The sequence below is a fragment of the Nocardiopsis sp. NPDC006198 genome (genome assembly GCF_040613895.1).
In the GTDB taxonomy this organism is placed as follows: domain Bacteria; phylum Actinomycetota; class Actinomycetes; order Streptosporangiales; family Streptosporangiaceae; genus Nocardiopsis; species Nocardiopsis tropica.
In genome coordinates, this window is record NZ_JBEXSY010000006.1 from 95,361 (window position 1) to 113,173 (window position 17,813).

Here is a 17,813-nt window from a genome sequence, read left to right on the forward strand (position 1 = left end):
CGGTGACCCTTTCTGCTGGTCGGGCCATGGCCGCGGCGGTCGGCCTGTTCGCTGGGAACCACGATCAATCCCCGCCAGGGAATCCGTGGAAAAAGTGCCTTCCGCAAAGGGTTTTGGAACGTTCTTCCGGGAGTACACTCCTGGGGTCCAAGGTACTGCTGTGCTCCCGCGTACCACGGGTATGTGTCGTCCCCTTTCGTTCCAGTCCGGGAGTGGCGTTGACGGTCGAGATCTCTGTACTCGGCGACATTGAGATGCGGATCGACGGGCGCCCCGTCGATCTCGGGCACATGAGGCGGCAATTCGTGTTCGTCGGGCTGCTGGTCGACGCCGACCGCCTGGTCACGGTCGACCAGCTCATCGACCGGGTCTGGGGCCCACGCCCTCCCGACGGGGCCCGCTCCTCGCTGTACAGCTACGTCTCGCGGCTCCGCTCCGCACTGGGCGCGGTCGACGGGATCACGGTCGATCGGCGGCCCGGCGGCTACATCCTCAAACTCGACGACGATGCCACTTCCGTAATCGACCTGTACCGTTTCCGTGAGATTGTCGCGAGGGCGCGCAATTCGGCGAACGGAGAATCCGCCCTGGCCCTGTTCGAGGAGGCGCTGCGCCTTTGGCGGGCCGACGCGTTCGGGACCCTGGACAGTACGTGGGTCAACGAGCTCCGGGAAAGGCTCCGGCTCGAACGCTTCCGGGCCGAATTGGACCGCAACGACCTGCTCCTCCGCCACGGAATGCAGGCCGAACTCCTGGGCGACCTCTCCGACCTCGCACAGCGGCACCCGCTCGACGAGCGCCTGGTCGGCCAGCTCATGCTCACCCTGTACCGGGAGGGGCGCGCCGCGCAGGCGCTGGAACACTACGAGCGCATCAGGAGGATGCTCTCCGAGGCGATGGGGACCGACCCCGGCGCGGAGCTCAAGGAACTGCACCGCAAGATCCTGCACGCGGACCCGGCCCTGGACGCGCACGACGTGTCGGACGCGTCCGCGCCGGACCCCGATGCACGGCCGGCTCCGGCACCCCCGCCCCTGCCCATGCAGTTGCCGCCTCCTCCACCGCTGCTGGCCGGGCGTCGGCGGGAGATGGCCTTCCTCGACGACACGCAGGCCCCCGGTGCGCTGCCGGTCACCGTGGTCTGCGGTCTCGGCGGGGTCGGCAAGACCTCGCTGGCGCTGCGCTGGGCGCACGACAACCTCGACCGTTTCCCCGACGGCCAGCTGTACGTGAACCTGCACGGCTTCGCCCCGAGCGCGCCCGCCACGAAACCGCAGACCGCCGTCCACGACTTCCTCACGGCCCTCGGGGTGGACCAGCAGGCCGTCCCGTCCAGCGCCGAGGCGAGGTTCGGCCTCTACCGCAGCATCGTCGCCCACAAACGGATGCTGATCCTGCTGGACAACGCACGCGACGCCGAACAGGTCCGCCCCCTGATCCCCGGGTCGGCCTCCTGCACCGTCGTGGTCACCAGCCGCGAGCGGCTCAGCGGCCTGCTCACCACCGGGGGCGTCCGCGTCGTCGCCCTCGACCCGCTCACCTCCGCCGAGGCGCGCCAACTGCTGACGGCCCGTGTCGGGGAGCGCCGCGTGGCCAGGGAACCGGAGGCGGTGGACACCATCGTCGCCGGCTGCGGGCGGCTGCCCCTCGCCCTGTCCATCACCGCCGCCCACGCCGCCGGCAGCCCCCACCTGCCGCTCGCCGAACTCGCCTCCGAGCTGAGGGAGGCCGAGAGCACGCTCGACGCCCTGGACACGGGCGATTTCGCCACGTCCCTGCGCAGCGTCCTCGACGCCTCCTACCGGGCCCTCCCCGAACCCGCGGCACGGCTGCTGGGCCTGCTCAGCGCGGCGCCGGCGCAGGACATGGGGGTTCCGGCCGCGGCGGCGCTCGCCGGGCTCACACCCGCCCGGACCAGGCAGCTGCTGCGCACCCTGGGGTCGGCCCATCTCGTCGAGCAGCCGATGCCCGGACGCTACCAACTCCACGACCTCGTCCGCCTCCACGGCAGGGAGCGGACCGAACAGGACCGGTCCGAGGAGGAACGCCGCGAGGGCCTGTCCGCGCTGGTCGACTTCTTCGTCCGCACCGCGGCTCTCGGGAAGCACCTGCTGGCGCCCCAGGAGATCCTGTCGGACGCGGTCGTGGAGCCGACCGAGGAGCGCGCGACCGCCTACGGGCTGACGGGGGAGGCCGACGCACTGGCGTGGTTCACCACCGAGCGCTCCCTGCTGCCCGCCGTCATGCGCCTCGCACAGGACCTCGGCCTCCACCGCGAGGTGTGGCGGCTCGCATGGGACACGCACACCTTCCTGCGGCGCTGGGGGGACGTCGACGACTTCGTCGGCAACAGGCGTGTCGGCCTGGACGCGGCCACCAGGGTCGAGGGCCCGGACGCCCCGACCCTGCGGGCGATGGCCCACCGGGGCCTGGCGACCGCCCTCATCCAGGCGGACCACCGGGGGGAGGAGCCCTTGGAGCACCTCGCGCGGGCCGTCGCCCAGTTCGAGGAGTCCGGGGACCTGCTCAACCAGGCCCACACGCACCAGATCTACACACGCTTCGGGCTGCACATCCGCGACGAGGAGATGGCGCTGGAGAACGCGGAACGCTCCCTGGAGCTCTATCGCCGTGTCGGCAACGCCACGTGGGAGACCAGTGCGCTCAACAACCTGGGCTGGACCCTGGCCCAGTTCGGCCATTACGAGAGTGCCCGGTCCCACTGCCAGGACGCGCTCAAGGCCAGCCGCGACCTCGGCTACAAGGTGGGGGAGGCGGCCTGCCTGGACAGCCTGGGCTACATCGCCACCCGGGCGGGCCGCCACGAAGAAGCCGTCGAGCACTACCACGAATCCCTTCCGGTGCACCGCGTCCTGCGGGACTCCTACGAGGAGGCGAACACCCTCAGCGGCCTGGCGAAGGCGCACCTGGCCCTCGGCGAACCGGGCCCCGCACGCGAGGCCTGGACACAGGCGCTGAAGCTCTACCGCGAACAGCACCGCACGGAACAGGTGCTGGAGATCGAGGAGAGGCTCCGCGAGCTGCGGTGATCCTCCCGGTCCACGGGGGCCGCCCCCCGCGGCCCGGCGGGACCCGCAGGGCCGGCCGGACACGGTGCGACGGCCCCGGCCCCGGCCCGGGCACGGGCCCGGGGCCGCCGCTGCTCGGAGCCGCCGCCGAACGTGTCGTCGCTGCACAGGGGGCCCACCGCCACCTCCGGCGGCGCGGTCAGTCCGCCGGGGACCGCAGCGCCTCGCGCAGCCGGTCGACGGCCTCGGCCGCCAGGTCCTCGGCGGAGCGTCCGGGGTGGTCGAGGGGCAGGAGCTCCCGCAGGGGCTCCGGCGTCCCCCCGAGCCTGATGTACGACTGGAGGACGTCCCTCCACGTCCGGGGTCTGATCGCGAACGACACGTGCAGCGACGGCTCGTCCGTCGCGGCCCCGGCGTGCGGATGGCCGCGGGGGATGTAGAGGGTCTGCCCCGGCCGCAGGACCGTCTCCAGCACGGGGTCGAACTCGGGCCGGGCGTCGCCGCAGGGCGTGGCCGGCCACCGCTCGGAGGGGTCGCCGACCGACCAGACCTTGGATCCGTGGGTCTGGCACAGGAGGCCGCTGGCCAGGTCGTAGTGCGGGCGCGCACCCGAGTTCCCCGCGGGGGTCAGGAAGGCCGCGCAGTAGATCCCGAACCCCAGGTCCTCCTCGAGGCCGGAGGCCAGCGCGCCCACCTCGGGCACGAGCAGGCGCACCTCCTCGAAGATGATCGTCGCGCCGTCCTCGTAGGCCTTCAGCAGGGCCGCACCGTCCGCGAAGGGCTCCCGGCCGGGGCCGGGGCGCTCACGGGCCGCGGAGTACTCCTGCTGCGGTACCGGCGCGCCGTCCCGGAGCAGCCGGAAGCACGAGACGGGAAGGCCCGGGGTCCCCAGCAGGGAGAAGGCCCTGTCCAGGGGGAAGGCCCGCGCCACGTCCGCGGACGCCTCCGCGACCGCGGGTGCGCGTTCCCAGTGTTCGAGGAAGGCGTCGGTGTCACCGACCAGGCGGCCCAGGGTGGCGCCGTGGCCCCTGAGTTCCTGCCGATCGGTGGTTGTCGTGGGTGTCATGCGGTTCTCCAGTGGAAGGGTCGGACGAGCCCCGGCGTCGACCTCGGCGGGGCGTCGGGCGCGGGGGTCGTGGTTCGCCGGTCACGGAAGGGGGCGGGGGATCCGGCCCGGGCCCTGACGGGGCGTGACCGCTGTCGGCCGCGGGGGAGGGGGCCTCCTTCTCCGCGGCCGACGGCCTGGGCGTCCGGTTCCCGGGGGCCTCCGCGGAGCGGCGGGTCAGGAAACGGCGCCGACACGTGTCCCTCCCCCCTTTCCCCGGGGGCGCTCCTCCTTGGGCCGCCTGGTGGCGCGGTGCATCTGCGGCGGCGCCGACCAGAACGTCTCGATGGGGAGGGAGCCGTCACGCGACCGGACGTCGGCGCGGGCCGGCACGGGGAGGACCTCGAAGGCATCGCCCTCGACGCTCACCAGCCGGTTGTCGAAGGAGAACACGCCGGGCGCCCCCCGCGAGGCCAGTTCGCCCGGAACGGTGAAGGAGCGCCCGCTGTTGACGTTGGTGAGCATGGTGGGCCGCCCGGGGGCCGCGGCGATCAGCCATTCACCGCTGTGCGAGGAGCGGATCGCCGCCGGGACCGTGCCGAGCCCCAGCGTGTAGAGGGTGCCGGGCCGGTCGGCCTCGGTCCGGTGGAAGTGCGCGGTGTCGGGTGACTGCTCGGGGACGGACCAGACCCCGCCGAGCACCTCGTCGTAGCACGCCAGCCGGTGGTTGCCCGTGAAGGACAGGGACGAGGTGTCGGTCCGCGCCGTGCGGGGGTCGAGCTTGTGGACGGTGCCGTCCGCGAGAACGCACAGGATCCGGCGGCGGCGGTGCTGCCAGGCCAGGACCAGGGGAGGGGCGCCGAGCCGCTGGGACGACACGGTCCCGGCCGCCGAGAGCAGCGCCAGTTCCGACTCCGAGGCGGCGGCGACGAGGGTGGCCTCGTGGCCGGCGGCTCCCCCGGGTTCGAGGAGCAGTGAGCCGGGTTCGGCCGAGCACACGCTCCGGGTCCCCGCGTCCGGGCTCCACGACCGGACGTCCTCCCCGTCGTGGACCAGGAAGCGTCCCGTCCCGGACCCGGCGTGAACGGCGGTCCCCCGTCCCGCGTCGACGATCTCCCCGGAGCGGTCGGCCCCCAGCTCCATGGCGCGGACCAGGCCCCCCGCCGTGGTCCAGGCGCACCAGGTGCTGTCGTCGTCCACCGCGATGCCGGCCCGTCCGGTCATCGGGCCCCCCTGCCGGCGGCCACGGTCGTGATGGTGGGACCGATCCAGACCTTCTGGGGCGGGCAGGGACGCTCACCCTCCTGGATGCGCACGAGGGGGCAGTGCGCGCCCTGGCAGGAGGGCCGGAAGAAGCACGAGCGGCAGCCGGAGTCCTTGGCGTCGTCGTTGTCCACCCACAGGCTCATCAGCTCCGGGTCCAGACCCAGGTCGCCGTCGGCGCCGAGCTGTCCCACCGCGTTGCGCGGGTCGCGCAGGGCCACGGTGCACTTGTTGACCAGGCCGTTGGGTCGGATCACGAAGGACCACGGCGAGGCGGCGTAGCAGACGGATCCGTTCGGCTTCAGGAACACGTCGTCGGCGGGGTCCAGGCCCGCGTCCAAGGCGCTCGTGCACAGGCCGAGCTTGGTCATCTCCGCCTGCTTGCCGGAGAAGGCCTCCGAGTCCTCGCCCTGGGGGCCGCCCCAGTCGCCGACCGGCCGGTAGATGACCCGGAACCGTTTGTCGTGCGCGTACAGCCGGCTCATCTCTTCGATGAGCTCGGGCACGTGGACGCTGTTCTCCTCGGTGAAGTTCGTGCGGATGAGGGCGCGGAAGACCTTGTCCGTGCGCGACATCTCCGTCAGGTTGGCGACGATCTCGTCGAAGGTCTTGCCGCCGCCCATGAGGAAGCGCGAGGAGTCGTGGGTGTGCGCCGGCCCGTCCAGGGTGATCTGGTAGCTGCTGATGCCGAGTTCGATGCAGCGGGCCGCCACCTCGGGGGTCAGGAGCAGGCCGTTGGTGGTGATGCCCGCGCTGTACTCGACCCCCTCCTCGGCGCAGAAGTCGAGGAAGAACGTGCTGAGCTCCTCGATCACGTCGAAGGCGACGAGCGGTTCGCCGCCGAACCAGGAGACGGTGAGCTTCTCGATGCCGTGTTCACGGCGGTAGCGCCTGACCAGGGCCTTGACGCCCTCGCGCACATGGGTCGCCATGCGGCCCAGCGCGAAGTCCTCGTAGCAGTAGGTGCAGCGGAAGTTGCACGCCTCCGTCGGCATGATGATCAGTTCCAGGCGGTCGGTCCGGTTCTTGCGCCGGTCGCGCAGGTCGTCGGCGGCGGCCAGTTCGTCGTGGGAGGAGGAGACGAGGAAGCCCTTGGCCACCAGCGTGTCGAACAGGACCCTCTCCTCCGAGTCCGGATCCGGTTGGGAGAGCACGCTCTTGCGGTTGTGGAGCAGGGCGTGGACGCGCTCGCCGAGCGGGGACCCGACCTTGAAGACGCTTCCCCGCATGGAGTTGTAGAGGACGACCGCGCCGATGTCCTCGGCCTTGGTGACCACGTTGAATCGGGAGGGACGGAACGTGCCGTCGGGAGCCTTGTCGGGCATGGTCGATCCTCTGTTCGGAGAGTCGTACGAGCAGGGCCCCGCGGCGGGGTCTCGGGATCTTCCGGCCCCGCCACGGGGCCCGTGGTGCTTCGGTCGCCGGCCGTTCGGGCCGGGCCAGAGACGCCTGCTAGCAGTTGAAGTCGATGAACGAGACCTCTTCGTCAGCGGCGGACTCGGTGATGATCTCCTCGAACTCCTGCATGGGAACCATTCCTCTCTGAGATTCAGCGAAATTGACTCGGGAAGTCCAATGTGGCCGGCGCTGTCTTTCCCGGGTGAAGCTTTTGCCTTTGCGGGGCGGGTTCGCGAACAGTGCTCATATTAGGACGCCATATTTTTTCCTGTCAACCCTCTCCGAAGTGTTTTCCGGTTCGTGTCCGGGGGCCTTTTTCGGGTACGTCGAAAAAGCCGAACGACCTCTCTCGTGTTCGGCTTTCGGGGCTCTTGGGATATCGCTTCTGTAATTCCTCCTGATGTATCTCGCCTTTTTATTGTCCTATGTGTTCCCCGTGTTACTCTTCGCGGTTTTTCAGCGAGCCGTTCCCGGTGTTTCCCCCGCCGTGACCGACGAGCGCAGCGCGCGGCGGTCGGGCTTGTCGGTCCTCGTGCGGGGGAACTCGTCGAGCAGGTGGATCTCCCGCGGCCTCAGGTGCACGGGGAGGTGGTCGCGCAGCGCCGCGCGCACCTGGGCGAGCGCCGCCCCGCCGTGCCCCGGATCGGCCACCGCGAACGCGACGAGCCGGTCGCCCCTGGCCTTCCCGGTGGGCACCCCCACCACGGCGGCCTCCCTCACGGCCGGGCAGGCGGCCATGACGTCCTCGACGAACCGCGGGGGGAAGGTCTCCCCGTGCACGACCAGGGACTCCTTGATCCTGCCCTCGATGGTCAGGTGGCCGTCCCCGGCGAGGGAACCGCGGTCCCCCGTGCGCAGCCACCCGTCCCCGGTGAAGGCGTCGGAGTTCGCCCCCGGATCGTCCAGGTACCCGTCCATCAGGCCCGGGCCGCGGAGGTGGACCTCCCCCGTGTCCGGGTCGATCCGGGCGGAGGAGCCCTTGACGAGGGGGCCCACGGTGCCCGGCCGCCAGTCGTCCGGGACCGACTGGGTGACCCACGCGACCGTCTCCGAGAGTCCGTACCCGTCGTGGATCGGGCCGCCGACCACGTCCACGTAGCCCTCGACCAGGGAGACCGGGAGCACGTCCCCGCCGCACCCCCGGAACCGCAGGCCGCCCAGGGCGGAGGCCAGGTCCCGGTCCTCGCGGGCCGCCGCGAGCAGGGCGGCGTACATCGAGCCGACGCCGTCGAGGGTGGTGAACGCTCCGCCGCGGAGCAGCCCGGCCAACCGGTCCATGCTCAGCCGCGACTCCACGTGCAGCGCGAACCCGTGCGCCAGCCAGTACTGGACCACACCCCACCCGTAGGAGTTGAGCAGCGACATCGGCACCAGCATCCGGTCCCCGGACCCGACCCCGGCATGGGCGGCCACCGTGTGCCGGTGGTAGTCGATCGCACCGCGCGACAGCTCCACTGCCTTGGGCTCACCGCTGCTCCCGGAGGTGTAGAGCAGGGTGTGCGTGGTCTCGGCGAACCCCGGCCGGCCGTCGTCGGCGACGGCCGTGACGGCCGGCGGACCACCACCCGCCCCGGGCGCAACGACGGCGGCCACGCGCCGGGTGCACCCCATGCGGCGCCACCGTTCGCCCTGGCAGAGCACTGGCGCCCCCAGGGACTCGGCGGCCAGGGCCGTGAGCACCGCGGTGTAGGCGTCGTCGCGGCCCAGGACCACACCGTGCCCGGGGCCCGCACCGGCGGAGGACAGCGCCCGCGTCAGCGCCCCGGCGTCCTCTGCGAGACGGGGCCCGGACACCTCCTCCCCGTCGATGAAGAGCCTGCCCGTCATGTCCGACTCCTTCCGGGGGATGCCGCGGACCAGCCGCCCACCCGGGCCGGGCCCGCGCCGGCCGTCGTCAGGCCCCGGGCGCGGCCGTCGGGCGCCAGGACCGTGACGTCGAAGTGGTCCCTGGTCAGCCGCTCGAACAGGTTGCCGGGACCGATCACGTGGACCCGCCGCACGCCCAGCTCCCGGAGCCGGCCCACCACGAGCGGGAAGTCGACCGGGGTGACGCAGTCCTGGACCAGCGTGTCGCGCAGGTCCTCGGCCCTGTCCACCAGGACGCCGTCGGAACCGCGGACGAAGGGGACCCCCGCGTCCCGGAAGCGCAACGCCGCGGTGCCCTCGGCCGTCCGGTCCCGGAGCCCGGCGTTGGACGGACTGTGCTCGGCCTGGGGGAAGGTGAGGACGGAGACCCCGCCCCCGGCCCTGACCTCGCGTTCGAGGAGGGGCAGGTGCTCCGCCGACACGTTGAGCAGGTGGATGGTGTCGCTGAAGTGGCCGGCGACCTCGGCCCATCCGCCCTCGGACTCGACCCGGGACCGCAGCTCCGCGAGGCGGTCGCGCCCGACCCGGTACACGAAGTGGGACACCCTGCCGTGGTCGGCCGCGTTCCACACCTCCTCCGCCTCGGCCACGGCCTCGCCCGCCCGCATCATGTCCGCGAAGGACAGCGCTCCCACGTAGTGCAGCGCGGGGAGGTGGCCGATGCTCGCCGCCGTGCAGAGGTGGGCGTCCCCCTCCTCCGACCTGATCCGGTCGGCGAGGGCGGCGCACGTGACCAGGTAGGCCTGCCGGGCCTCGCGGGAGTAGGACTCCGAGGTACGTGCGAACCGCGGGAGGATGCCCGCGCCCAGCACCTCCTCGGCCTCCTCCAGCCGGGCACGGGCGTAGGGGTCGGTCTCCAGGAAGTCGCCGGTCTTGGCGTGCAGCGGCGGGACCGTTCCGCCGAAGAGGACCGCGCTCATCGGTGCTCCGCCATTTCTCGGACGAAGGACGGCGCCTGGTCGAAGCGGACCACGTCCGCCCCCTTCGCCCTGCCGATGAACGTGAAGGACTTGGCGATGAAGTGGCCGGGGCCGACGACGACGAACCGGGTGGTTCCCAGCTCGAGGAGGCGTTCGATGCCCTCGGCCCAGTACACGGTCCGCGTGTACTGGGTGATCAGGGCCTCGCGCACCTCCTGCGCCGTGGTCAGCGGGTGGGCGCCCATGTTGCAGATGAGGGGGACCCCCGGGGCGCGCGTCCGGTCGGCCTGGCCCCACTCGGCGGCGAAGCGGCGTTCGGCGTCCGCCAGCATGGGGGAGTGGCCGGGCGGACCGTGCGGGATGCGCACGCCGACCCCGCCCGTCTCCGCCGCCAGCTCGTTGACGGCGGTGAGGGCCCGGCCCTCGCCGGACACCACCATCTGGTCGTCGCCGGTGACGGCGCAGGGCGCCACCTCGAACCCCTGCCCAGTGAGCTCCCCGATCTTGGCGTACACGGCCTGGAGGTCCACGCAGTAGCAGAACGTGCTCCCGTAGTCGCGTCCGGCGAAGACCTCCTCCTCGATGGCGGCCATGGTCCGCACGGTGCGGACGGCGTCGGCGAACTCCAGCGCCCCGGCGGCCGCAGCGGCGGTGATCTGCCCCAGGCTGAGCCCGGCCATGTACGCGGCCCCCTCCCTGAGCCGCGCGGGCAGGGACTCGTACAGGGCGATGCCCAGGGCGACCGACATGGGCCGGATGAGCGGACCCTGGTTGACCAGGTCCGCGTCGGCGGAGTGGAAGGCCCCGACCAGGTCGGCGCCGATCGCCTCGGAGGCGTCCTCCAGCCGTCGGCGGACCCGGGGGAGGGCCTCGTACAGGTCCCGGTAGTCCCCGGGGCGCATGGCCACCTGGGGGTTGAACAGGACGGCCGTCCTCTGTCTCATCTGGTCTTCGCCATCCCCCGGATCACCGACGTGAGCCCGCCGTCCACGACCATGGTCTGCCCGGTCATGTAGCTGGCGCCCTCGCGTGCCAGGAACACGACGGCCTCGGCGATCTCCTCCGGCTCGGCGGGACGCTGCAGGGGGATGCGCTCGTTGACGATGATCTCCAGCTGGTCCTGCGGGAACTCCTGGATCATGCCCGTGCCGTCCGAGAGGCCGGGGGCGACCGCGTTGACCCGGACGCCGTGCATGGCGAACTCGGCGGCCAGGGAGGCGGTCAGGCCCGAGAGGCCGGCCTTGCTCGCGCAGTAGGCGCTCAGTCCGCCCTTGCCGACGAGGCCGAGGATGGAGGAGACGTTGACGATGGCGCCGGACCGCTGGAGCATCATCGGCAGGGCACAGGCCTTGATGCAGTTGTAGGCGCCCACGAGGTTGGTCTGGATGACGTCGTTCCACCCGTCGGTGGACTCGGTCGAGACGATGGTGCTCGCGGTGCAGATCCCGGCGTTGTTGACCAGGATGTCGATGCTCTTGTGCTCCCGGACCAGGCCCTGCACGGCCTCGGTGACCTCCGCGTAGTCGCGGACGTCGATCTTCACCGCCTGGGCCGTGCCGCCGAAGGCGCGGATCTCCTCGGCGGTCTTCTCAGCGACCTCGGAGCGCGAGAGGTAGCCGACGGCGACGCCCGCGCCGAGTTCGGCCAGGCGCAGGCACACCGCGCGGCCGAGGCCGCTGCCGCCGCCCGTGACCAGGGCGAATTTCGAGTCGAGTTCCATGTGCTTCTCACGGCTCCTTCGTGTAGGACCTGGTGATGTCGTCGAACCGCCGGTTCTGCATGTAGTCCCGCAGCAGCGCGCGGGCCTCGTCCTTGTCCGCGGCCGGCACGGTGTCGCCGAAGAAGGCGTCGCCGGTCATGCCGCTCTCGTCCGCGCCGTAGTATTCGTCCCGCAGGTACGAGGTGACGATCGCGTCGTGGTACTGGCCGTCGAGGAACAGGTAGTCGCGGAGGACCCCTTCGATGACCATTCCGGATTTGACCAGCATCCGGATCACCCGGGCGTTGAAGGCGGCCGTGATGAACTCGATCCGGTGCGCGTTGTGCGCGTGGAACAGTTCGTGGACCAGCAGCCAGGACGCCTCTCCGCCGCACCCGGAGTCCCACAGCTCGCTGTCGCCGATGACGCCGCCGACGGTGTAGCTCCCCGGGTACTTGCGCTGGCGCCACTGCACCAGGCCGACCGGGACGCCCTCGTGGGTGCGGACCATGGCGAACTTCTCGGGCCCCGACTCGATGGCCGCCCGGATGCCGGACGTGCTGGTGAACCGCTGGGAGCTGCCGGTGCTGAGGGCGCCGACCAGGCCCTTGCGGAACCACTGCGCGACGAGGGGGTACTCGTCGTCCTCGATCGCGGACACGCTGACCAGGGCGCCCCTCACTCGGAGCCCCCCTCGCGCCCCGCGAGGAACGCCGCGATGGAGGCGGGGGTGCGGAAGGTCTCGGTCGCGATCTCCGAGACGTCCAGGCCGTAGCGCTTCCGGAGGACGGCGAGGAAGCGCAGGACGTCCATCGAGTCGATGCCGTGGATGCACTGCGGGCCGAACAGCTCCTCGTCGCCGCCGATGGACTCCGGCGCGGCGTCGATCTCGAAGAGTTCGACGTAGACCTTCTTCACTTCGCTTTCGTAGGACTCGGTCGTGCGCATTTTCAAACCCCTGTCGTTCTGGAGAGCTTTGGCTCGGTGTGTATTCTTCTGCTGATTGCTGTTCATGGTCGGAAAAGCTTGGAGCGGGCAATGGAAAAGGAATCCGTCGTGACGGAGACAATGGTCCTGGAAATCATTCGGGAGGCCGTTGACGGTGAGGGTGGACATCCCGGGAGGGATGAACTCCTCCAGGATCTGGGGGTGGACTCCATCGCCGGGTTCGAAATTCGCCTGCTGATCCGGGAACGGTGCGGTGCGCAGGTGTCCGAGGAGGAGTTCGACGGGCTGCGCAGTGTGGGGGACCTGCTGGGCCTGCTCCGGTGCGGGGGAGACGCGCGGCGGGACGGGGCCGCGCTAGACGCCTGAGCCCTGCTGGCGCAGGCACATGCTTCCCCACAGGAAACCGGCCCCGATCACGGCGAACACCGTGTGTTCGCCGGGTCGGGGGCGCCCGTCCCCCCTCAACCGGTCCAGCACGGTGAAGATCGTCGCGGCGCCCGTGTTCCCGTACTTCTCGATGGTGGTCACGGCCTTGTCCATCGGCTGCCCCAGCGCGTCCATCAGCCCGGTCACGAGGTTCTTGTTGGCCTGGTGGAACACGAAGTGGTCGATCTCGTCCGCGGTGAGGCCCGCCAGCTTCAGGGTCTCCTCCAGGTTCGGGGGGATCTGGGTCATGACCTGCCGCCACACCTCGGGCCCGTCCATCTGGAGGAACTGCCGGCCCGTGCCGACCACCTCCGGCCCGAACGGCTCGCGCGCGCCCCCGGCGGGAACCTCCACCGCGTGGGACAGCGTTCCCCCCAGGCTCCACGACAGCACCCCGCTGCCCTCCTCCACGGGCCCGAGGACGGCGGCCCCCGCGGCGTCCCCGAAGAACACCCGGGTGGTGCGGTCCGCCGGGTCCGTGATGCGGGACAGGGCCTCGGCCCCGATGACCAGGACGCGTCGGAAGTGGCCGTTCTGGAGCAGGTGCACCGCCGTCCACATGCCGTACAGCCCGCCGGAGCAGGCCGCCTGGTTCATGTCGAGCGACACCGCCCCGCGCGCGCCGATCCGGTCCGCCACCGTCAGCGCCGTGGAGGGGAGCAGCTGGTCGAAGGTGAACGTCGCGACGATGACGCAGTCGATCTCGTCGGCGCCCGTCCCGGAGTCCTCCAGGGCGCGCAGGGCCGCGGCCATGCACATGTCGGACGTGTTCTCGCCCTCGGGCAGGAAGCGGCGCTCCCGGATGCCCGTCCTGGACACGATCCACTCGTCGCTCGTGTCCAGGTGGCGGCCCAGGTCCTCGTTGGTGACGACCACCCCGGGCACGTAGGAGCCCACGCCCAGGATGCCGACGGGGACCTTGTTCAGCAGGGTGTTGCCGGAGGTGGTCGAGATGTTCTCATCTGGTCTCATGGCGCTTCCTTCGCGCTGGGGGGCGCTTCGTCGGAGGACTTCCCCGCCGGGCGGTCCGGCTGCCGGGGGAAGGAGGTCAGCTCACGGGTGGCGGGCAGCGCGGTGACGAGCGCGGCCACGCCGAGCAGGAGCAGGGCGAAACCCGAGAACAGCAGAGGGGTGCCGGTGTACTGCACGCCGAACCCGGCCACCAGCGGACCGAGCGGCGCCACCGCCCCGGAGATGAACGTGCACGCGCTGCCCACCCGGGCCTGGAGGCGGTCGGGTGTGGTCAGCAGCTGGTAGGTGCCGAGGATGATGGAGAGCAGGGGCGCCATGGCCACGGCCACGGCCAGGGGGAACACCACGCTCCAGTGGTCGACGAGCGGGATGGCCGCCACCACCGTGAGGGGGAGCACCCAGAGGGTGACCAGGACCAGGGCCCTGGGGGAGAAGCGCCGCAGGAGCGCGGAGGCCCCCAGCGCCCCGCAGATCCCCCCGAGGCCGACCGTGCCCAGCACGGCGCCGATCGCCGCGCTCCCGACCCCCGCGTCGGCGCCGACCATGACGACCGTCAGCATCACCCCGTTGATCACCAGGTTCGGGGCGGCGCCGGCGAGCAGCAGGACCTGGAGCGGGGGGCGCTCCCCGATCCAGGAGAACGCCTCCGTCCACCGCCGGTGCCGCGGTCCCTCCACGGACGCCGCCGGCTCGCGGGGACCCTGCAACCTCTCCCGGACGAACACCAGCCCGATCGCCGCGACCGCGTGGCCCGCGGCGGCGGCGCCGAACGGCAGGACCCGCGACACCGCCATCAGCCACCCGCCCGCGACCGGACCGAGGATCGACGCGATCTGGTTGCGCGCCTCGTTCTGGCCCACCGCGGCGGACAGCTGCGAGGGGGGCACGATGTGCCGCAGCGCCGCCCGTTCGGCGAAGCGGTAGCCCTCGTGCCCCACCACGTCGACCAGTGCCACCGCCACCACCGCCCACAGCAGCAGCGTGGAGTCGCCGACCACGACCAGCACCAGGACCAGGAACCCCATGGCCAGCGCCCGGGACCCCTGCGCGCCGATCATCAGGGCGCGCCGGTCGAACCGGTCGGCCGCGGCTCCGCCGGGCAGCCTGGCCGCGACGGCGGCGGCCCCCAGGGCGAAGGTCACCGTGCCGACCAGGGCCGGGGTGCCCCCCGAGTCCAGGAGGACGAGGGGGTAGGCCACGGCTCCCATCCCGGGGCCGAACTGCGCGACGAACTGGCCGGTCCACAGGATGCGGAAGGACCGGTTGCGGCGCAGGGGGACCGGCCGGGTCTCAGGTCCGGTCACGGAGCGCCTCCGCAGGTGGGACGTCGCCCGCGCGCCGCGACGCGAGCACGGACACCAGCGTGGAGAACACGAGGGTGGCCCCGATGATCACGACGAGCACGGCCACGGGGACCGTGTAGGTCACCCCCGGCAGATCGACCCGCAGCGAGTCCACGAGGCCGGGGGACACGGCGAAGCCCAGCCCCACGCCGAGCGCGATGCCGCTCACCGTGACCACCAGCGACTCGATGAGGAAGAGCCGGCGGATCCCCGAACGCTGCATGCCGATGGCCCGCAGCACCCCGATCTGGTTGCGGCGCTCGGTGATCGACCTGATGCTCACCACGCCCAGGGCCGAGCACCCGACGACGAGCCCGAAGCCCATGAAGGCCATCAGCAGCCACTGCACGACCCCGTTGGAGGAGGCGCGGAACTCCACCTCCTCCTGGAGCGGCGTGACCGTGACCCCGTGGTCCAGCAGGGCGCGCCGGGCGGCGAGCGCGACCTCCCCGACCTCCTCCCGGTCGTCGGCGGCGACGAACCAGTGCGTGGGGGAGGCGTCCTCACCGGTGATCCTGGCCAGACCCTCGGTCGAGGTCACGACGTCCCCGAGGTACTCGGCGCTGCGGTCCACGACCCCGATGACGCGCAGCGTGGTGGTGCCGCCGTCGGGACCGGCCACCTCCAGGCGCAGGTCCCCCGGCAGCTCCTCGTCCAGGACGTCCACGCCCTCCAGCTCCAGGTCGCTCCCGCCGCCCACGAAGGCCGCCGAGTCGCTGGGGATCATGGTCCCGGAGACGACAGCGGTGTTCGGGGAGCGGCGCAGCTCGTCCCAGACCTCCTCGGAGGAGTCCAGACCCGGGGCCCGGAGGAAGACCGGGTAGCGGTTGCCGAGGAGGTAGTCCTCGTCGGCCCCCCAGACCCCGACCTCCTCAGCGCCCGCCTCGGCGTCGATCTGGCGGGCCCGCACGGAGACGTCGGCGTACCCGCCGATCCGGCCCACCTCCGAGGTGTCGATGTGCGGGCTCTCCTCGAACACGCTCCGCAGGTCCGGAGGCGCCCCGCCCGGGGAGACCCAGGACGCCTGGAGGTCGAACCCGCCCGTCACCGACCGGTGGTCGGCGTAGATCTGGTTGACGGCCGCGGTGACGAAGCCGCTGAGGGTGATCGTCAGGACCACGATGCTCAGCATCGCGATCGTCATCCCCGAACGGAGCCGGTTCCGGACGGAGTAGGCCACCGCGATGGGGACGACCGAGGTCATCCTCGGCAGCGGCGCCAGGAGGCGCCGCAGGGCCCGCTGCACGAGGTCGTCGTTGGACACGAACAGCCAGACGCCCGCGCCGACCAGGGCGATGCCGGAGAGGAAGAAGATCGTGATACCGGACCCGGTCTCGCCGAACAGCTCGCTCGGCAGCGACCACAGGACGATGACCGCCACCGCCCCCGCGGAGTGGGCGAGGCGCTGCGGGACCCGCAGGCGCGGAAGCCCGGCGCCCAGCGCCCCGAACACCAGGGTGAGCCCGGTGAGCGTCTCGGTCGCGGTCCCGTTCCGCACGCCCAGGGCCGCGGTCGCGAGTCCGGCGAGCAGGGCCAGGACCGGCAGGACCACGGCCCGGCGCCGGGACCGGGGCGGCGCCTCGGCCCCGCGCAGCGCCGCGACGATGTCCACCTTCGAGGCCCGCAGGGCCACGAGCGCGAAGACCACCGCGATGACGCCCACGCCGATGAGGTAGGCGGTGGCCATGGCCACGGGGTCGAACCCGAACTCCAGGCGCGGCGGAGGCAGGGCCGGGTCCGTGACCCGGTCGCTGAGCACACGCGACGCTCCCGCTCCGACCCCCCAGCCCAGGAGGGTTCCGGCCGCGGACGCCAGGACCGCGTACCCCAGCCCCTCCAGGGCCAGGACGAAGGCGAGCCGCCCGCGTTTCATGCCCATGGCCCGCAGAACGCCGAACTCCGCGTGGCGCTCGCCGGCCAGCATCATCACGACGAGGACGATCAGGAGCACGCCCGCCACCATGGACAGCTGGCTGAACAGCAGGAACAGGGTCGACAGTTCGGTCGTGAGCCGGTCCGCGCTCTCGTGCGCGGAGGCGCGCAGGGGCTCGGCCTCCCAGTCGTTGGCGCGGGCGAGGGAGGACAGTTCGCCGTGGACGGGGTCCTCCCGCTCCTCCCAGGTGACCTCGCGGTCGTAGGCCAGGGTGACGGCGTTGACCCGGCCGGGCAGGTCGGCGATCTCCTGGAGCTCGCGCAGGGACACGACCGCGGAGGCGGGAGGCGCCAGAGGGGCGCCGGTCTCGTACACGCCGACGACGCGCATGGTGCGGCCGGCGACGGTGAGGACGTCCCCCCGTTCCGCGCGCAGGTCGCGGGAGGCGGCTGCGCTGAGCAGGATGTCGTCCTCGCGGAGGCCGTCGCGTGCCAGCGGTTCGCCCGACGAGTCCACGAGCCGGACCGCGTCGTCGTTGTTCGAGGCCCCGACCACGGTGAGCCCCGGTTCGCCGCGCTCGGTGCGCCCGTGCTCCACGGGGACGGGAAGGCTGAGCAGGGAGGAGACCGTGGCGCCGGGCTCGTCCAGGGCGTCCTCGATGGAGCGGACGTCGTCGGAGTCCAGGGCGGGCGGCCCGGTGTCGGCGGCCTCCCCCGACTCCCCCGACTCCTCCGGCTCCTCCTGATCGTCCGGCTCCACCGGGGTCACGACCGCGTCGACCCCGCCCAGGTCCGCGGTCTGCTGGGCCCGCATCGCCTGGTGGAGTGCGGCCTCCAGGGTGAAGGAGGCGGAGAACAGCAGGGCGGCGAGGGACAGGCCCAACGCAACGAGAAGGGTCTGGGCCGGTCGGCGGAAGGCGTTGCGCATGGCGATGCGCACGCTCAGCCGGCCTCGCGGGGTGAGCGCCACCAAGGCGATCAGCAGCAGCGGAGAGGCCACCGCGACCACGAGGGTGAGTGCGTCGCTCATCC

Annotated in this window: 14 protein-coding genes; 2 read left to right on the top strand and 12 right to left on the bottom strand. The window is 72.0% G+C overall.

The window, feature by feature from the left end; all coding sequences use genetic code 11:
- Nucleotides 1-218: 218 nt before the first annotated feature.
- Complete coding sequence (locus tag ABZ234_RS06510) at nucleotides 219-3,050, top strand: BTAD domain-containing putative transcriptional regulator (RefSeq protein WP_355011270.1); 2,832 nt, start codon at nucleotides 219-221, stop codon at nucleotides 3,048-3,050.
- Between the two features lie 178 nt (nucleotides 3,051-3,228).
- On the opposite strand, the gene ABZ234_RS06515 is transcribed toward ABZ234_RS06510, so the two are convergent.
- The 9 genes from ABZ234_RS06515 to ABZ234_RS06555 all read right to left on the bottom strand — a co-directional run bounded on the left by ABZ234_RS06515 (nucleotide 3,229) and on the right by ABZ234_RS06555 (nucleotide 12,168).
- Nucleotides 3,229-4,095, bottom strand: coding sequence for a cupin domain-containing protein (locus ABZ234_RS06515; RefSeq protein ID WP_355011271.1), 867 nt, complete (start codon nucleotides 4,093-4,095; stop codon nucleotides 3,229-3,231).
- 216 nt (nucleotides 4,096-4,311) lie between these two features.
- A complete protein-coding gene (locus ABZ234_RS06520) occupies nucleotides 4,312-5,298 on the bottom strand; it encodes a hypothetical protein (RefSeq protein WP_355011272.1) in 987 nt (328 codons plus the stop codon).
- On the bottom strand, nucleotides 5,295-6,662 hold the full coding sequence (locus tag ABZ234_RS06525) for a radical SAM protein (RefSeq protein WP_355011273.1): 1,368 nt from the start codon (nucleotides 6,660-6,662) through the stop codon (nucleotides 5,295-5,297). Before ABZ234_RS06525 ends, ABZ234_RS06520 begins: the two co-directional genes overlap by 4 nt.
- A 529-nt stretch (nucleotides 6,663-7,191) precedes the next feature.
- Entirely contained in the window at nucleotides 7,192-8,562 is a 1,371-nt protein-coding gene (locus tag ABZ234_RS06530) for a class I adenylate-forming enzyme family protein (RefSeq protein ID WP_355011274.1), read from the bottom strand.
- The gene (locus tag ABZ234_RS06535) at nucleotides 8,559-9,521 is read right to left on the bottom strand and encodes an ACP S-malonyltransferase (protein WP_355011275.1); all 963 of its coding nucleotides are present in this window, start codon (nucleotides 9,519-9,521) and stop codon (nucleotides 8,559-8,561) included. The genes ABZ234_RS06530 and ABZ234_RS06535 overlap by 4 nt, the downstream gene beginning before the upstream one ends.
- Entirely contained in the window at nucleotides 9,518-10,465 is a 948-nt protein-coding gene (locus tag ABZ234_RS06540; RefSeq protein ID WP_355011276.1) for an ACP S-malonyltransferase, read from the bottom strand. Before ABZ234_RS06540 ends, ABZ234_RS06535 begins: the two co-directional genes overlap by 4 nt.
- Complete coding sequence (locus tag ABZ234_RS06545) at nucleotides 10,462-11,241, bottom strand: SDR family NAD(P)-dependent oxidoreductase (RefSeq protein WP_355011277.1); 780 nt, start codon at nucleotides 11,239-11,241, stop codon at nucleotides 10,462-10,464. Before ABZ234_RS06545 ends, ABZ234_RS06540 begins: the two co-directional genes overlap by 4 nt.
- Before the next feature lie 7 nt (nucleotides 11,242-11,248).
- On the bottom strand, nucleotides 11,249-11,902 hold the full coding sequence (locus ABZ234_RS06550) for a GNAT family protein (RefSeq protein WP_355011278.1): 654 nt from the start codon (nucleotides 11,900-11,902) through the stop codon (nucleotides 11,249-11,251).
- Nucleotides 11,899-12,168 carry a phosphopantetheine-binding protein gene (locus ABZ234_RS06555; RefSeq protein WP_355011279.1) on the bottom strand — a complete coding sequence of 90 codons (270 nt, stop codon included), beginning with the start codon at nucleotides 12,166-12,168 and terminating at the stop codon, nucleotides 11,899-11,901. Before ABZ234_RS06555 ends, ABZ234_RS06550 begins: the two co-directional genes overlap by 4 nt.
- Nucleotides 12,169-12,276: 108 nt before the next feature.
- Between ABZ234_RS06555 and ABZ234_RS06560 the strand changes: the two genes are divergently transcribed.
- A complete protein-coding gene (locus ABZ234_RS06560; protein WP_355011280.1) occupies nucleotides 12,277-12,534 on the top strand; it encodes an acyl carrier protein in 258 nt (85 codons plus the stop codon).
- On the opposite strand, the gene ABZ234_RS06565 is transcribed toward ABZ234_RS06560, so the two are convergent.
- The 3 genes from ABZ234_RS06565 to ABZ234_RS06575 are packed head-to-tail and all read right to left on the bottom strand — an operon-like array spanning nucleotide 12,523 to nucleotide 17,811.
- Nucleotides 12,523-13,566: a beta-ketoacyl-ACP synthase III gene (locus ABZ234_RS06565; protein WP_355011281.1), complete on the bottom strand. Its 1,044-nt coding sequence runs from the start codon at nucleotides 13,564-13,566 to the stop codon at nucleotides 12,523-12,525. The genes ABZ234_RS06560 and ABZ234_RS06565 overlap by 12 nt on opposite strands.
- Complete coding sequence (locus ABZ234_RS06570; protein WP_355011282.1) at nucleotides 13,563-14,870, bottom strand: MFS transporter; 1,308 nt, start codon at nucleotides 14,868-14,870, stop codon at nucleotides 13,563-13,565. Before ABZ234_RS06570 ends, ABZ234_RS06565 begins: the two co-directional genes overlap by 4 nt.
- The gene (locus ABZ234_RS06575; protein ID WP_355011283.1) at nucleotides 14,857-17,811 is read right to left on the bottom strand and encodes an FtsX-like permease family protein; all 2,955 of its coding nucleotides are present in this window, start codon (nucleotides 17,809-17,811) and stop codon (nucleotides 14,857-14,859) included. The genes ABZ234_RS06570 and ABZ234_RS06575 overlap by 14 nt, the downstream gene beginning before the upstream one ends.
- Nucleotides 17,812-17,813 lie beyond the last annotated feature (2 nt).

What these genes read in the sequence shown, in the direction of transcription:
- ABZ234_RS06515 (WP_355011271.1), bottom strand. Translation starts at nt 4,095, where the DNA reads ATGACACCCACGACAACCACCGATCGGCAGGAACTCAGGGGCCACGGC.
- ABZ234_RS06520 (WP_355011272.1), bottom strand. Translation starts at nt 5,298, where the DNA reads ATGACCGGACGGGCCGGCATCGCGGTGGACGACGACAGCACCTGGTGC.
- ABZ234_RS06525 (WP_355011273.1), bottom strand. Translation starts at nt 6,662, where the DNA reads ATGCCCGACAAGGCTCCCGACGGCACGTTCCGTCCCTCCCGATTCAAC.
- ABZ234_RS06530 (WP_355011274.1), bottom strand. Translation starts at nt 8,562, where the DNA reads ATGACGGGCAGGCTCTTCATCGACGGGGAGGAGGTGTCCGGGCCCCGT.
- ABZ234_RS06535 (WP_355011275.1), bottom strand. Translation starts at nt 9,521, where the DNA reads ATGAGCGCGGTCCTCTTCGGCGGAACGGTCCCGCCGCTGCACGCCAAG.
- ABZ234_RS06540 (WP_355011276.1), bottom strand. Translation starts at nt 10,465, where the DNA reads ATGAGACAGAGGACGGCCGTCCTGTTCAACCCCCAGGTGGCCATGCGC.
- ABZ234_RS06545 (WP_355011277.1), bottom strand. Translation starts at nt 11,241, where the DNA reads ATGGAACTCGACTCGAAATTCGCCCTGGTCACGGGCGGCGGCAGCGGC.
- ABZ234_RS06555 (WP_355011279.1), bottom strand. Translation starts at nt 12,168, where the DNA reads ATGCGCACGACCGAGTCCTACGAAAGCGAAGTGAAGAAGGTCTACGTC.
- ABZ234_RS06565 (WP_355011281.1), bottom strand. Translation starts at nt 13,566, where the DNA reads ATGAGACCAGATGAGAACATCTCGACCACCTCCGGCAACACCCTGCTG.
- ABZ234_RS06575 (WP_355011283.1), bottom strand. Translation starts at nt 17,811, where the DNA reads ATGAGCGACGCACTCACCCTCGTGGTCGCGGTGGCCTCTCCGCTGCTG.